This window comes from Pseudomonas sp. TKO26 (assembly GCF_003225665.1).
In the GTDB taxonomy this organism is placed as follows: domain Bacteria; phylum Pseudomonadota; class Gammaproteobacteria; order Pseudomonadales; family Pseudomonadaceae; genus Aquipseudomonas; species Aquipseudomonas saponiphila.
Map to the genome: position 1 here is coordinate 83847 of NZ_QKLN01000016.1, position 13800 is coordinate 97646.

Below are 13800 nucleotides of genomic sequence, written 5' to 3' on the forward strand. Positions count from 1 at the left end.
AGCACACAACCGCCGAGAACAACACAAAGCCTATGCCCCCTTTGAGCTCGCAGCGCAGCGCGCGGCCCAAGCCGCAGGAAACGTTTACATTGGTTCGCCCTGCATGAAAATTCTGAGCATCACTCTGTGTTTTGACGGCACCAATAACCATGAGCCCAGCGATAGCATCGCCCGACCCTCTACCACCACCAATGTGGCCCGCCTATACCATGCCAGCCTGGGAGGAAGTGGTACCGAAAGAGAACAGAGCGAAGGGTTTTATCGTTACTACATGCAAGGTGTCGGCACCGAGTTCAAGGAAATAGGTGAGTTCAAGCCCGATGCTGACGGCCTGAAAATGTCGGTGGGCGGCGAAAGGCGAATTAACTGGGGTCTCACACGCCTAGTCGATGCACTCAAAAGAGCCTGTGGTAAGCCTCGTCTTGATCCTGCAGAAGCCTACAAACTCGTCGAAAAAATGGGCACCAGCCTCACCGAAGATCTGCTCGGCGCATCCCTGTTCAAAGACAGCCACACCCGCCGTCAGGAAGCGCTGAAAGAGCCATTGGCAACCCTGAAAAGCGAAATAGATGCCGCCCACGCCGACAAGTCCATCGCCAGGATCAAAGCAGTGCGCCTGTTCATATACGGCTTCTCCCGTGGCGCCGCCGAAGCCCGGGCCTTCGCCACCTGGCTCGAAGCCTTGACCAGGGTCGAGGTGAACGGCGAAACCTGCTACCTGTTCGCCGGGCTGCCCATCAAGATCGTGTTCATGGGCCTGTTCGACACCGTGGCTTCGGTGGGCATTCCCTACATAGTGCCCTTCGCTGCCGGGCACATGGGCTGGGCCGACGGCTCGCTGCGCCTGCCGGACTCCGAAGCCTTTCTCGAACACTGTGTGCACATGGTCGCCGCCCACGAACAACGGGGCTGCTTCCCCCTGGATTCGATCCGGCGCAAAGCCGACCCGGACGACCCCGACTGCCCTTCCACCTATCGCAATGGCACCGCTGAATACCTCTACCCCGGCATGCACTCCGATGTCGGTGGCGGCTACCCGCCCGGCGACCAAGGCAAAGCCGCGTCCGGTAGCCATGAACTGCTATCGCAGATTGCCTTGCACCATATGTACGCCGAAGCATTCAAGGTTGGTGCGCCGTTGCAGGTACCGTCCCGGGCACTCGGTGTCTGGAAGAAGGAGTGGCCCTGGTTGGAAATGGATGTTGAAACAGAAAACGAATTCGACATCGGCCCCACCCCAATCAAGCGCTTCAACACCTGGCTCAAATCCGTAGAAAATGGCCCACTGGAAGACGTCATGGAACGCCAGGCCGGCCTGATCACCGGCTGGCGCATCAACCGCTATGCCAACTACCGCCTCAGACACACTCCCTCCTATGGCGAAGTGATGAAGAGCGGCCACCCCCGCGGTGGCGACATGACCGCCAGGGAAATCGAATCCTTCGAAGCCCTGCACCGAATGCAGCTCGAAGAAGACGCCGCCGTCCGGGCCAATCAACCGCTGCCTGAATGGTCGGAGCGCCAGCAGCAAACCCGGCAAGAACATGAACGGGTGAAACAGGAGTACGAACGCCGCACAGGAGCCGCCTCCCCGGTCGAGCTCAATACCAGCAAAGTGTTCGAACCGAGCCTGGACCACCGGCAATTGGAAAACGCCATGACCGACTTTCGCCGCGACTACATCCCCGAATGGGGCTTGAGCGAAGGCGACGGCTTCAGCCTGGGCAGCCTGCCCAATATCCTCCTGGGTGGCATCGTCTACATGACCAACGACCAGGACGAAGCCGAGGACTACGCCAAACTGCGCCGCGCCGGCAACCATCATTACGCAATACTGTTCGACTCCAATGGCCAGCCTCAGGACGAACAGGCCAAGGCCATCATCAGCCTGTTCGACGAGCAGGTACACGACTCCCGAGCCTGGTTCATGAACTCCAACCTCAACGAACGCGAACTCTTCAGCGACTACTTCCGTTACCGCTGCGTCTTTTTCGACAACGAATCGAACAAGCAACTGTCGCTGCTGGCGACCGCCACCCGAGTCATCGGCGTAGCCGTGGCCGTGGGCAGCATTGGCCTGAGCATCAAACGCCGCGACCCACGCTTGCTGGTGGGGCTGATTATTCCGTCCCTGGGCATCCCGGTTCTTCGAGGCAAAGCCGGCTTACCAGAGATCCGCGCCTTCGACAGCGTTACCGGCCTCGCCCTGCCGATGCTTGAAGGCATGGAAGCCCTGCGCGTCTTCACTCAAGATCCTGGCAGCGTACTGAAACAAGCACAGGCACTGCCAATGCCTGCGGCGCTTAACGAACAGACCGCCACCACCGACGACTTGAAAACCATCCTCAAAGCCGCCCAAGCCCTGGCAGCACACGCTGCACCAGAAGAACCCTTGAATCCACTTGATGCAACACAAGAAGCAACAGCCCCGAGCTGGCTGGACCAAGCAAAGAGCGCAGCCAGGCACCTCAATACATGACCAAAATTATTCTGGCTTTTGATTCTGCTGTTGATTTGGCTGTTGATCTTGCCCCACCCGCCCCCTCGGCAGGCTGAGTGCAGGTGTTCATCAGGGGACTGGCGCGTAGCGCCCCTCGACGCAGTCGAGGCCATCGCTGGAAGCGATGCCCCCTGATGGGCACCGGAGCGAGGGAACCTGAGCGCAGCGAAGGCCGAACGCGGGGGCAAGCGTTTTTGGTTCCTTTTTAGGCGACTGTAAAAAGGGACTCGCCGTAAGGGCGAAACCGCCAGCGGCCGTTACCGCAGCAACGGATATGTACCCCCCCCAGAAAAACTGGCCGGCTCACAGGCCGCCAAGTCCCCCCCACGCAATCCTACAAAACTTGCAGACGCGTCTGACTTGTCCCCCCAAGACCCAACGTCCATAGTCCCCACTCGCCCCAATGGCGACCGGGTTTGGCGACCTGGCTACTCACCCACAGGCACTTCCGCTTGCAACCTTTGCCGAGGACCCTTTATGTTCACGGCGATCTTTCATGGCGGCTGTACGCGGGAGATCCTCGGATCTGCCGATTATTGTGGGATGAGTCGGCTCGCCAACCCGCGTATAGCTGCCACCTATTCGACTGGCGACGACAGGACAGCTCCCTTACCCACAAGCGGAGGTTCCCATGACTCAGCAATACATCCCCATCACCGGCATCGACTGCCTGATTCCCTGCCTGTTTATCGACAAGACCGCACCATTGGACGTGCTGCATGCCAACGGCACCGCACGTTTACTGGCGGTCACTCAACTGCTGGAAAGCCTCTCCCGCGCAGAGTTCAAGAGTGCTGACGACACCGATCTGCAACATATCTCCAACGCAGCGGCGATTCTGCTGCGTGACAGCTGCGACCTGTTGGGAGTGATGGGCTGGCGCCTTCAAGCCTGACGCCTGAGCGCTCCGCGCTGCTTGGTGGCGCGGAGCGTTTCAAATGGGGTCTTGGACTTTTTAGGGGGAAGAGTCTTTTAAAAATCGACCACCTTCTGCTTGCTTCTCATAGATTCAGGCGCAGATGGTGAACTACGAGGGCTAGTACAAAAGCCTCAGCGCTGCCGAGGCTTTCATCAGACCTACCGAGCAGATGAGCAAGCTTACTCAGACCTCAAGCCGTTGTTTTGCCCCATCAAGTGTCGTTCTTGATCTTGCTCCAAGTGCGGGTACGTACACGCTCCAGCTTCAATGGCAGAGTTTCCAGGGGAAACAGGCTGTCCATGACTGACTGCGGTGGATACAACATTGGGTCGTTGCGCAGATGCTCATCAACTAGTGCAGTGGCAGCCTGATTTCCGTTGGGATAGCCGACGTAGTTGGAGTTCTTGGCGATGATCTCAGGGCGCAGCATGTAGTCGAGAAATTTGTAGGCAGGCTGCGGATTGGGGGCGCTCTTGAGGACCACCAGGGTGTTGATCCACAGGGGCGCGCCCTCGCGCGGGATGCTGTAGGCCAGGTTGACGCCGTTGTGGGCGTTCTCGGCGCTGAGCTTGGCGCTGTAGACCGATCCACCCCAGCCCACCACGACGCAGATATCGCCATTGGCGAGGTCGGTGCTGAACTTCGCAGAGTTGAAATAGCGAATGTAGGGACGGATCTCGTGCAACAGCGCCTCAGCCCGTTGGTAGTCGTCTGGATTCTTGCTGTTGCTGGGCAGCCCCAGGTAATGCAGGGCGATGGGGATGATCTCGACCGGCGCATCGAGCATGGCAACGCCGCACTGGCTGAGCTTGGCGATGTTGTCCTTCTTGAAAATCAGATCCCAGGAGTCGACCGGCGCGTTGTTGCCGAGCAGTTCGCGCACCTTGTCGATGTTGTAGCCGATGCCTGTGGTGCCCCACATGTAGGGAATCGCGTAGCGGTTGCCGGGATCGTTGACCTCCAGTTTGCGCATCACGTTCGGGGCCAGGTGGGACCAGTTGGCGAGCTGCGAGCGATCCAGCTCCTGCAGCAGCCCGGCTTTAGCAAAGTTGGGCAGCAGATCGTCCGGCACCACCACCACGTCATAGCCGCTGCGCCCGGCCATCAGTTTGCTTTCCATCACTTCGGCGTCATCGAACACATCGAGGATGGGGGCGATGCCGGTTTCCTGCTTGAACTCTCTGGGCGTTTCCGGGGCAAGGAAGTCGGACCAGTTATACAGATGCACGCTGGGCGTATCTGCTTGCGCGTGACCCAAGCCGGAGAGCAGACCGACCAGGCTGAGGGTGAGCAAAGGCTTGCACTGCATGGTGATTCCTTCAGGTGTTGTTATTCGAGGACGGGAGGATCAGGCGCGTGAGGGAATCAGCAACTCGCGACGGCCGTCGGCATGGCGACAGCGTTCGCCGGGTAGGGCGAAGCGTCGGTCGGCCTGGTAGTCGTAAAGCTGGCGAGCGCTGGCGATGCGCGTCATGTCCAGACGCAGGCTATGCCGACACTCTTCCTGGCCCGCCTCGAACAGCAGGTGGCCAAAGGGATCTACCACGGTGCTACCGCCAGCAAAGGTCAGCTCGTCGATACCTGGGCCTACCCGGTTCACCATGGCAGCGAACACCTGGTTTTCCTGCGCCCGCGCGGCCACCGCAGTGCGGTGTACGAAGCCATAGGGCTGCATATTGCCGTCCGTGATCAGAAGTAGCTCGGCGCCCAGTTCGGCCAGGGCGCGAGCGCTCTCTGGGAACTCGCAGTCGTAGCAGATCAGCAGGCCGATACGCACACCGCGCCACTCCACCGTGGTGTAGCGATCGCCGGCCTCAACCAGTTCGCCTTCACCGACCCACAGGTGGGTCTTGCGGTAGCTCAGGGCGATGCCGTCCGGGGTGATCAGTACGCTGGTGTTGTAGTAGTGGCCTTGGTCGTTCTCGGTCAAGCCGACCACCACGGCGACATCGCGTTCGCGTACCACCTGCTGAAGCGCGCTCAGGCTCGGACCATTCAGTGGCTCGGCCAGGCTGGCGATGTTGTGCGGACTGGGGAAGCCGGTGATCAGCGACTCAGGAAAAATCAGAATGTCGGTGTCGTCCTGGCAGGCGGCAATGGCTTCCAGTGTGCGCTGCAGGTTGTAGGCAGTATCACCATCGCGGCCGGCCATTTGTACGAGCTCGAGTTTCATGAGCAAACCTTGTTGTTATGCGATTAGGCGTGGGCTCCGGAAACACTATGACTTTCCAGAGGGGAGGTGTAAGTATGTGTTTTCATTTTGAATTTCATATAACCCGGATTAGCTAACCCAGGGAGTAGTAGACATGGGGCTGACCCTGCAGGATCTGGCGTGGCACCGCGCTGTCGGTCAGTTGATCGAGCGCCTCGACCACCCTGGCTTCTGGCTGGCATTGAGTCGCTTGCTGCAGGACTACGTGCCGGCCGACAGCTGGGTCGTCCTGCTGTTCAGCCAGGGTCGCCCCCGGGTATTTGCCGAGAGCCCATATGAGGGTGAGAGCAGCGATCCGCTGTACTGCGACTACCTCAAGGGCCTGTATCTGCTCGACCCTTTCTACATCGCCTGTCGCGAGCACCCCGGCAGCGGCCTGGTGCGTCTGGCCGAAGTAGCTCCCGAGTGTTTCGAGCAAACCGACTACTACCGCCTGTACTTCACCCACAACGTGGTCGCCGACGAGGTGCAGTTCAATGTTCAGCTGAGTGCGGACAGCACCCTGTGCCTGTCTCTGGGCAGCAAGCTCCGCTTCACCCCCGAGCAGATCGCCCTGTTGGAGTTGATCCGCCCTTGGCTAATCGCCTTGATGCGCCAGCGCATGGCCTTCGAACCAGAGCCTGCAGAACCCGTGGCCGAGCAGTTGGCGCAGGAGGCTGGAATGGAGATGGTCATGCAGCGCCTAGGCGCAGCGCTGACGATGCGCGAAGTGGATGTGGTTCGCTTGATGCTGGCCGGCTGCTCGAACAAGGAAGTCGCGCGCAAGCTGGATATCTCTACCGAGACGGTGAAGGTTCACCGACGGCATCTCTACGCCAAACTCAACATCAAGTCGCAGCCTGAACTGTTCGCGCTGTTCATAAAGGCTCAGGGCTCGCTCAGCGCAACATCAACCTGAACCGTAGAGGACCGTGCCTGCTAGGCCCATAAGGTTAGTTTGCCAGCGTACAGAGCCCGCTACTTGCGGCCCTGGTCACAGGCCGCTACTGGCCGGTTCCTGCCCTTCATGAAGTGCAGCTTCGGGAAACTCTGTACGAAAACCCGGAACTCCAATCATTGCCCCTCGCGGGCTCAGTTTTTGTAGAGCCCCCACTACTCCACAAGAAGGAATTCTGCAATTGCAAAGCGTTACGAGTTCTCAGATGAGACCTGGTACAGGGTTACCGATCTCTTCAAACCCCAAAGTGGGCCATACACGCGCCCGTAGCGCAGCTCAACGACCACTGTCTTGATGCGCATGTTCGAAGAATCTGCCCTCGCCAGCAGCCCACTCCTACCCTGCCGGCCCCATCTCGACCGCTACACAACGTCCTTTAGTTCGCACCTTCTCCACCAGTCGCGCTCTGTTGACGAACACATTGATTTCACAACTGCCTGAGTGCTGCACGTCTTCCCAGTATTCAGCGTGCACAAGTTGCCCGTTCTGCGGCCCCGTGTAAGTACCCGCGGCTTCACGTGAAACATAGCTACTGTCACGTACATATCTGAGCACGACCATGTCTTCCTCAGGCGCCACCATGATCTGCCTTGGCACGCCGAAGAAGTCGATCAGTTCGCCCACCGGGCGATCTTTCCAGGCACTGCTGGCCGACAATGATGCGCAGCCACTGAGCAAGGTGGCGAGCAGGGCCAACATAAACAATCGGTTCATAAGGTCTTCTCCCTGAAGGCCAGGTTACTTGGCAGACATCTGCGCGAACCCTTCATCTATCTTCTGCATGATGGCCGCCTTGGCCGCCTCGCGATTCAATATCTGGAAGAGCTGCGGCCCTGCCTTGCTCATTTGCGACGCGGACATCACACCCAAGTGCTCCATCTTCTTGGCCTGGCGTTCAGTCGGCTTACAGACAAAGTCACGGCTTTGTGCCAGCCAGGGGTCAGGTTTGCTCTGCCACTGGCTGGAATACTTCGCATTGTGAAACTCATTGAACACGCTGCGGAAATCCGCCGCACCCATGATGCGCACGCGGTTCTTCGCACAATCGATTTCGACATCGTAAGCGGTGAAGTTGGGTTTACCGGGCTCTTCGTAAAGTAGATAGACACCCAATGATTTTGCGCCACCTGGACGATTGACGATGTGATTGGGGTCGCCGTCGGCGATGAACACCTGATTCTTGCCCAAGGCACCCTGGTAGTGAACGACCCAGTAGTCGCCCTTCAGCACTTCGCTCGCCTGGGCAGCGAGGGCACTACACAGCAATGCGGCAGGCAAAAGCTGCCTTGTAAAAGCGATCATGGGGGCGGTCCTTTGCCGTTATTTTTGAAGGCGATAGCTTCGCACCCTGAACATGCAGCAAAGGGCTATCTAGCACATCCGTCCTATGCCTTTGACGAGAACAACGGTCGCAAGCCCCCCCATGGAGCAAGCCAGCCAAACCCGCGCGTGGGCCATGGCGTTGGCCCTGGTGGCCGAGGAACGTCCGCAAGTGACCGCGAGCATTTTCGCGGACAAAAACAAGCGAAGTGCAATCTGCAACTTACCTGAAGAAAACCAGTTCAATTATGCCGCCACCTTTAAAAAGGTTAGTTCCGCCGTACCGCTATCACATCTATCTCAACAAGAAACGCCTTATTCGCCAATCCCGATACTTGCATGAGGGTTCTCGCAGGCAAGTTAGATTGCGCCTGAGCGCCGAAAAACATTGCATACCCTTCGGTAAACCCTGCCAAGTCCATCTTGTTATCCAATGCAGGGTCACCCACCAGGAAGACTTGCATCTTGATTACATCACCCAACGTCAACCCTAAGTCGGCCAGTGTTTTTTCTATGGCGGTCAACACAGCCACTGTCTGCCCTTTAGTGTTACCGCCATACGCAAGGGGGCTATCGCTGGGTTGCGAAGAGTCTATCAATGGTGGCAGTTTTCCCGATAGATAAACGAGAGAGGCCGACGCTGGCACTTCAACAGCAGCTGAAACAGGAACATTAGAGTGAGCAACAGGGTGACGAATAACCCCCTGCTCATTGGCCTGAATCAAGGTAGTGTTAAGCGAAAAAACAGCAACCATGCCAATAAAAACACTTCGATTCACAAGCACGCAACAATACCCCAGCACACGGATAGAAATTTAGGCGCCAACGCCATGACTCATAGAAAAGACCATCAATGCGTACTTCAAATAGCAGGTAGTGCCCCGACCGCCTGCAAAACTTCCCGACCAATCGCCTCGCGCTTATACGCGTCAGCCATGCGATTGGGGGTGTCAATATTTAACGCGAAGAACACCGGCCCGGCAGGCAACTCAATCCAGCCCACCCACCAGCCGACACGCTGGCCCAGGCCCGTTTTCGAGCGCATGATCCATTCCGGGCCAGCCCCGGTCAGCATGACGTCTTTTGTCAGCAATTGGTGCTCGCGCTTGAAGGGAAGCTCATTTCTATAAAGCTTGCGGAGAAATTCAATCTGTTCAGAAGCCGATACCTCAAGTCCACCATTGATCCAATAGTCACGAACTTTTATAGCCGCGCCTTGGTTGCCGTACTTGATTTTTTGCAAATAGTCAGTTGCACCGCGTTCGCCAATAGCCTTGGCAAAGTCTCGATAGACCCATACCGCCGAATATCGCATCGCCGAACGCAGAGTCTGATCTTGATTATGCGAGGGTATTTCGTTGATTTCCCTATTCCACTTGAACACCTGGAACTCATCCTTGACCGCACCTGAATCCAAGGCAAACAACGTATGTGGAATCTTGAAAGTAGAGGCCGGCGTATAACGCACGATTGAGCGGTCCTTATTGTAGACGTACACCTTGCCGCTGGCACCACGCTCATCCCTGATCACAATCGTTCCAGCGGCATTATACTTATCGAAAACGCTCTTCCAGCCTGAAACTTCAACCTCACTTGTGTCGGCATTAGCCAATGCCGCTCCAGAAAGGAAAGCAAAACAAATCGCTAGCCATGAGGCACTTAACTTAGTCATTAAGAAAATCACTTATATAGAAGGGGATCAGGCGGGATTGTAAAATGAAACTGGAAAACCCTCTCAAAAAATTAGTGTTACACCCAGTGTCCGAATACCCCTGACGGCTGTCATCGTCCCTCCACGACAGGCAGTACAGCATTCAGTAAGGCACACGCTATCACGAGACGGTTCCCCGCAGCCCTCTAGGGGCGTCAAGGATTGCCGCTAGGATGAGGCTAGTTTTTATGCGTGCATTCTCGTGAAAAAAACAAAACGAAAGCTACTTTCCAGGCTGGCGCCCTTTTAAACCGCACCCTCTACATGCTCCAGATATTCCAAGGAAACCTCGCCACCGAGGTAAGGGCCGTCATCACTGCAGTCCATCGCCGGCTCATCAAAATCAATCCATACACTGGTAATAATTCTGTCTTTTCCAGCCATAGTTCGTTGAGTGCTAGATAACTCCACTTCACCACCCAAGGCTTCCTTTACATATGCCGCAGGTAACGAAACCACTCCAACTCCGCCATTCGGCCACCACACGTGGGGCTTAACTTTTACCCTGTCACCGTCATTGAATTTCATTGATTGATTGACCCGTTCTCAAACCGCCAAGCCCCATAATGCAATCCTACAAAACTTACAGACGCGTCTGACTTGTCCCCTCCGGGACCCAACACCCATAGTCTCTCTCGGTTCGCCAACCCGCGTTTCGAGCGCATCTCGCGCACCGAAAAAATGCTGACGACACCAACCGGCAGCACATCACCAAGGTCGCTGAAATGACTCAGCGCGACGGTCGCAACTTGCGATTTTGTATCCGAACGACAAGACCGGGCTTGATCGTTGCCTGCGGATTTTGAGGATGGCACGCCCGAAGGGCTTCGCAGACCTGCAAAAGCTTTTCGGTACGCAAGGGATCGACTTGTTCAAACCGAGAGCCGCAGCGAACTGGGTCGTGATCGACGTAGGCGGCAACAATCTCAGGGTGATCGGCGGCGTCAACTACACCCGACAGAAGTTTTACGGCAAACACATCTACACACATGCCGACTACGACCTTGCCAACGCCTGGTATGCAAGAAACCAAGGGGTAAAACGATGAGCGAAGCCCGAAACGAACTTCAAACCGTGATCGCAACGCTTGGCGAACTGCACGCGGTACTGGAGCGCCTGCGTGGTGAGTTTGTGCACGGCATCAAGACCCCCGCCGACTATGAACGTGCGACCGACCTGCTCGATGAACTCACAGACGGGCGCGAGCTGAGCAAGGTCGAAGAGAAAATTCTTGTCGAACTCGAGGATGAAATCCTGGCCTACCAGCGCCACGCCGAGCAGTTTCGCGAATCGAACGCTGCTTTTGAGGCGACCTGCCCCCCCGTGCAACTGATCAAGGATCTGATGGAAACGCTCGGGCTCACGGGCTCTGACCTCCCGGAAATTGGCGATAAAACAGCGGTGTCCAAGGTACTCAGTGGGGATCGCCCCATCACTCACAAGATGGCATACGCGCTGGCAGAGCGATTTTCGATGGAGCCTAGGGCGTTCGTATCGGCAGCTTCGGGAAAGGCCGCACCACTCGAAACCGTTCGGACAAAGGCCAAGAAAACGCCAGCCCATCACCGCGTTCGCAACATCTCAAGGAACTTACGCCCAGAACAAAGTGCCGATACCGGCGAGTCCAAACGGGTAGCTTCCAAGAGCCGCATGCACTTGGGCAAAGCTCCGACCAAGTGATAGGGCGTTTCCATGCTGCCTTTCTGAGCATCGGTTCAATAGCGCCTGATCGCCCTACCCCAACTGCAAAAAGAACCGGCCAATCCCCGCGCCTGCCCTCTCTGAAAAGTCCTCATCCAGAAACAGATACCCCATGCCATCCGAAAGCACGCCTTTATGCTGAGGCAGCGCTACATCCAGATCGCCGCCATAAATAGAAACCCTTCTACGCCCTGCCCCCGCTGAAACAGGCGACTGCAGCCAAGCGTCCACGCCATCCAACTTGGAAGCCAGGTTTTCATCATCATCGGCGTCGCAGTTCACCTCCAGCCGCACGGTACCGCGATCTGAAATCGGCTGAGCAGCCTCATCCCGCTCGGAACCGGCTCGCACATAGCCCATGACAACCGCCTGCGAACGACCGTCAATGGCACGCAGCTTTCGATAGTGAGCCACTTCTCCCGGCTGGTAGGGCACAAAAACCGAAACCCAATAATTCCTGTCGATCAAGGCTCCTGAAAACCAACGTCCAGGAAAGGCCATGAGGTGTGTGAGCGGCATGCCATCAGGCGAACAGGGCCAAGCCAAATCCGTGGGCAGGCAGGCCCCGCCACCGACATAGGCATCATCTTTTGCAGGCGTTCCGCCGGTAAATATCAGCTCGTCAAACATCCGTTTTTTTTCGCGTAGTTAATGATTCAAACACGTTACTTTCCAACTTAGAAGTTTATTTAAATGGATGAGTCCTCTCGCCGACCGCAGAAATGACCGGGAGTAACTTACTGGCGGTCAACCAGGATATGCCGAATGCGATCAGACCGACCCGCTCACAATAAAAAGTCAGCCTCGAGATAAAGCAAGACAATGCACCATTAAAAACATGATCAACAACCATCACCAGCATTGACAAAACTATTGCGACACCACAGAAGGTATAAATCACCGATCGGCGCCTTGCCTCAACATGCCCCTTGGACTCAGCACGCCCACGAAACAAGTAACAAAAATAAGCCAAAATGGAAAACATCACAGCAGCAGAAATATAGTGCACATGAGGTATGATTTCTATATATCCATTGCACCCGCATGGAAACGTTGCAACACCAAATGCGGCAACGGCCGCCACTTTACTAAACAACATCTCTCTTCGCGAAAAGCCATTGTACGCGAGCATAAAAGCAGATATCGCAAAAAGCAGTCCAACAAACAAATTGCGTCCCCACTCACTCTCATGATACGAAGCACTTATAGAAGTTATGTCCCCTCCCGAAAGAAAGTCCGTTACATTCGCAAGCACCATAGCTATTATGCCCACTTGCAACTTTATCGTATTGTTATCTATTTCAGGACGCTGAGGAGTTGAGAGCATAACCTGTCCCTCACATAGTCTGATATTCATCAGAGCTTTTCAGGTACACCGTTGCCCCAGCGTGGACTCCATTGACAAATCTGGACGCCGGGGCATTTAAATCCATCTATAGGTGTTCAATTAGTCTTGTCGACACTGCGGAAATTACATCTTTGTCAGACCAATACTCACCATGACTCGCGACGTTCCATGACGAAAGTATGCCACCGGCATTTATCGAATGATCATGAACGATGTCGTAATTCTTTCCAAGCTGGCGTAATGGCCAGCCTAATACGTCATCCTGATCATAGTAGTTATCCCAGGTAAAATTGGGGCTTGGCGGATCAAAGCAAACCCTTGCGTCCAGACCTGAAACGAAGATGGGGATATTGCACCCCGTTGTAATTAGATTATTGAGCGACTTCAGCTTAAGAAAATTCGCCTCCGGACCGGTATTGGGCGATGAAAATATATACCTTCCATTTTGCGCATCCCATAGATAATTCGATATAACTTGGCAGCCCAAAGACTGAGCAATCAAGACTATTGGCGTATTCGGATCACTACCGCACTCTTTGAATGCAGACAGCAAAACATTTTGGATTTCTTTTTGGACATCAAGATATTTGCGAGGGTCCTTTTGCGCACTGTATTCCAAAGACCCGGCATCCCCAAAACCAAACAGAAAGAATTGTCGTATTTTCAGCGCATCAAGCTCATTGGTTTTCTCCTTCAACATGGCATCCCATAACTTATCCTGAGGACCTTGTAAAATAGGGGCATACTGTATGTTCTTGAAGGACACTTTATCCCACTGCTTACTCCCGAGTTTTTCGATGACCCCCTCTTCAAGATCTCGAAAATACCCCGGTTTTATTTTTCCCATGCCATGAATCGTTATCAGTGCGACGCTTTTCATGAATGACTCCTTTCTTCGGAAGTTACATCTGACGCTTGGCCACATAGCTGCAAGAGTGACCTACATATAAATCAGATCGAGCACATATCACCCGTGAAGTAATATTCCTGACTTGCCATTATGTAATCAGGGAGCATATCGCCGGTTAACACTTGATCTACTATGGCTGCCGAAAAAAGCATGGCGGTTAGAGCAGAACAACCGAAAAGTTCAATTTGATATACTGAAATGTGGAAGCTCGGGATTGTCGACGTAGTGCTACTCATTGGTAG

General features: G+C 55.3%; 15 protein-coding genes. 5 read left to right on the forward strand and 10 right to left on the reverse strand.

What is annotated here, in order from left to right; all coding sequences use genetic code 11:
• The first annotated feature begins 103 nt into the window (after positions 1-103).
• Together DNK59_RS21055 and DNK59_RS21060 are read left to right on the forward strand one after the other, a co-directional pair.
• Positions 104-2479 carry a DUF2235 domain-containing protein gene (locus DNK59_RS21055; RefSeq protein WP_256596522.1) on the forward strand — a complete coding sequence of 792 codons (2376 nt, stop codon included), beginning with the start codon at positions 104-106 and terminating at the stop codon, positions 2477-2479.
• A 652-nt stretch (positions 2480-3131) separates the two neighbouring features.
• Complete coding sequence (locus DNK59_RS21060; RefSeq protein ID WP_060843717.1) at positions 3132-3395, forward strand: hypothetical protein; 264 nt, start codon at positions 3132-3134, stop codon at positions 3393-3395.
• Positions 3396-3630: 235 nt separating this feature from the next.
• Here DNK59_RS21060 and DNK59_RS21065 read toward each other — a convergent pair whose 3' ends face one another.
• Positions 3631-4728, reverse strand: a complete 1098-nt coding sequence (locus DNK59_RS21065) for a polyamine ABC transporter substrate-binding protein (RefSeq protein ID WP_110724470.1) — start codon at positions 4726-4728, stop codon at positions 3631-3633.
• 39 nt (positions 4729-4767) lie between these two features.
• Positions 4768-5592, reverse strand: a complete 825-nt coding sequence (locus DNK59_RS21070; RefSeq protein WP_110724471.1) for a carbon-nitrogen hydrolase family protein — start codon at positions 5590-5592, stop codon at positions 4768-4770.
• 133 nt (positions 5593-5725) lie between these two features.
• Here DNK59_RS21070 and DNK59_RS21075 point away from each other — a divergent pair, with 133 nt between their 5' ends.
• A complete protein-coding gene (locus tag DNK59_RS21075; RefSeq protein ID WP_110724472.1) occupies positions 5726-6529 on the forward strand; it encodes a LuxR C-terminal-related transcriptional regulator in 804 nt (267 codons plus the stop codon).
• A gap of 375 nt (positions 6530-6904) precedes the next feature.
• Here the strand turns inward: DNK59_RS21075 and DNK59_RS21080 are convergent, their stop codons facing one another.
• The 5 genes from DNK59_RS21080 to DNK59_RS31695 form a co-directional block, all read right to left on the reverse strand.
• Positions 6905-7282 (reverse strand): hypothetical protein, encoded by a 378-nt coding sequence (locus DNK59_RS21080; protein ID WP_110653312.1) that lies wholly within the window; start codon positions 7280-7282, stop codon positions 6905-6907.
• A 24-nt stretch (positions 7283-7306) separates the two neighbouring features.
• A complete protein-coding gene (locus tag DNK59_RS21085; RefSeq protein ID WP_110724473.1) occupies positions 7307-7870 on the reverse strand; it encodes a hypothetical protein in 564 nt (187 codons plus the stop codon).
• A 287-nt stretch (positions 7871-8157) separates the two neighbouring features.
• Positions 8158-8673 (reverse strand): RidA family protein, encoded by a 516-nt coding sequence (locus DNK59_RS21090; protein WP_256596523.1) that lies wholly within the window; start codon positions 8671-8673, stop codon positions 8158-8160.
• Between the two features lie 77 nt (positions 8674-8750).
• Positions 8751-9560: a class D beta-lactamase gene (gene blaOXA / locus DNK59_RS21095; protein ID WP_110724475.1), complete on the reverse strand. Its 810-nt coding sequence runs from the start codon at positions 9558-9560 to the stop codon at positions 8751-8753.
• A gap of 285 nt (positions 9561-9845) precedes the next feature.
• Positions 9846-10127: a hypothetical protein gene (locus DNK59_RS31695; RefSeq protein ID WP_146249924.1), complete on the reverse strand. Its 282-nt coding sequence runs from the start codon at positions 10125-10127 to the stop codon at positions 9846-9848.
• Between the two features lie 229 nt (positions 10128-10356).
• On the opposite strand from DNK59_RS31695, the gene DNK59_RS21100 reads away from it, so the two are divergent.
• Together DNK59_RS21100 and DNK59_RS21105 are read left to right on the forward strand one after the other, a co-directional pair.
• The gene (locus DNK59_RS21100) at positions 10357-10647 is read left to right on the forward strand and encodes a type II toxin-antitoxin system HigB family toxin (protein ID WP_256596524.1); all 291 of its coding nucleotides are present in this window, start codon (positions 10357-10359) and stop codon (positions 10645-10647) included.
• Entirely contained in the window at positions 10644-11279 is a 636-nt protein-coding gene (locus DNK59_RS21105) for a type II toxin-antitoxin system HigA family antitoxin (RefSeq protein ID WP_110724477.1), read from the forward strand. The genes DNK59_RS21100 and DNK59_RS21105 overlap by 4 nt, the downstream gene beginning before the upstream one ends.
• Positions 11280-11333: 54 nt before the next feature.
• Here the strand turns inward: DNK59_RS21105 and DNK59_RS21110 are convergent, their stop codons facing one another.
• The 3 genes from DNK59_RS21110 to DNK59_RS21120 all read right to left on the reverse strand — a co-directional run bounded on the left by DNK59_RS21110 (position 11334) and on the right by DNK59_RS21120 (position 13528).
• Positions 11334-11930 carry a hypothetical protein gene (locus tag DNK59_RS21110; RefSeq protein WP_110724478.1) on the reverse strand — a complete coding sequence of 199 codons (597 nt, stop codon included), beginning with the start codon at positions 11928-11930 and terminating at the stop codon, positions 11334-11336.
• A 55-nt stretch (positions 11931-11985) separates the two neighbouring features.
• Positions 11986-12657, reverse strand: a complete 672-nt coding sequence (locus tag DNK59_RS21115) for a hypothetical protein (protein WP_256596525.1) — start codon at positions 12655-12657, stop codon at positions 11986-11988.
• Positions 12658-12733: 76 nt separating this feature from the next.
• The gene (locus tag DNK59_RS21120; protein ID WP_110724479.1) at positions 12734-13528 is read right to left on the reverse strand and encodes an NYN domain-containing protein; all 795 of its coding nucleotides are present in this window, start codon (positions 13526-13528) and stop codon (positions 12734-12736) included.
• Positions 13529-13800: the final 272 nt, after the last annotated feature.

Excerpts from the sequence above, each read along its gene's own strand:
- DNK59_RS21055 (WP_256596522.1), top strand. The coding sequence starts at position 104 with ATGAAAATTCTGAGCATCACTCTGTGTTTTGACGGCACCAATAACCAT.
- DNK59_RS21060 (WP_060843717.1), top strand. The coding sequence starts at position 3,132 with ATGACTCAGCAATACATCCCCATCACCGGCATCGACTGCCTGATTCCC.
- DNK59_RS21065 (WP_110724470.1), bottom strand. The coding sequence starts at position 4,728 with ATGCAGTGCAAGCCTTTGCTCACCCTCAGCCTGGTCGGTCTGCTCTCC.
- DNK59_RS21070 (WP_110724471.1), bottom strand. The coding sequence starts at position 5,592 with ATGAAACTCGAGCTCGTACAAATGGCCGGCCGCGATGGTGATACTGCC.
- DNK59_RS21075 (WP_110724472.1), top strand. The coding sequence starts at position 5,726 with ATGGGGCTGACCCTGCAGGATCTGGCGTGGCACCGCGCTGTCGGTCAG.
- DNK59_RS21080 (WP_110653312.1), bottom strand. The coding sequence starts at position 7,282 with ATGAACCGATTGTTTATGTTGGCCCTGCTCGCCACCTTGCTCAGTGGC.
- DNK59_RS21085 (WP_110724473.1), bottom strand. The coding sequence starts at position 7,870 with ATGATCGCTTTTACAAGGCAGCTTTTGCCTGCCGCATTGCTGTGTAGT.
- blaOXA (WP_110724475.1), bottom strand. The coding sequence starts at position 9,560 with ATGACTAAGTTAAGTGCCTCATGGCTAGCGATTTGTTTTGCTTTCCTT.
- DNK59_RS31695 (WP_146249924.1), bottom strand. The coding sequence starts at position 10,127 with ATGAAATTCAATGACGGTGACAGGGTAAAAGTTAAGCCCCACGTGTGG.
- DNK59_RS21105 (WP_110724477.1), top strand. The coding sequence starts at position 10,644 with ATGAGCGAAGCCCGAAACGAACTTCAAACCGTGATCGCAACGCTTGGC.
- DNK59_RS21110 (WP_110724478.1), bottom strand. The coding sequence starts at position 11,930 with ATGTTTGACGAGCTGATATTTACCGGCGGAACGCCTGCAAAAGATGAT.
- DNK59_RS21115 (WP_256596525.1), bottom strand. The coding sequence starts at position 12,657 with ATGAATATCAGACTATGTGAGGGACAGGTTATGCTCTCAACTCCTCAG.
- DNK59_RS21120 (WP_110724479.1), bottom strand. The coding sequence starts at position 13,528 with ATGAAAAGCGTCGCACTGATAACGATTCATGGCATGGGAAAAATAAAA.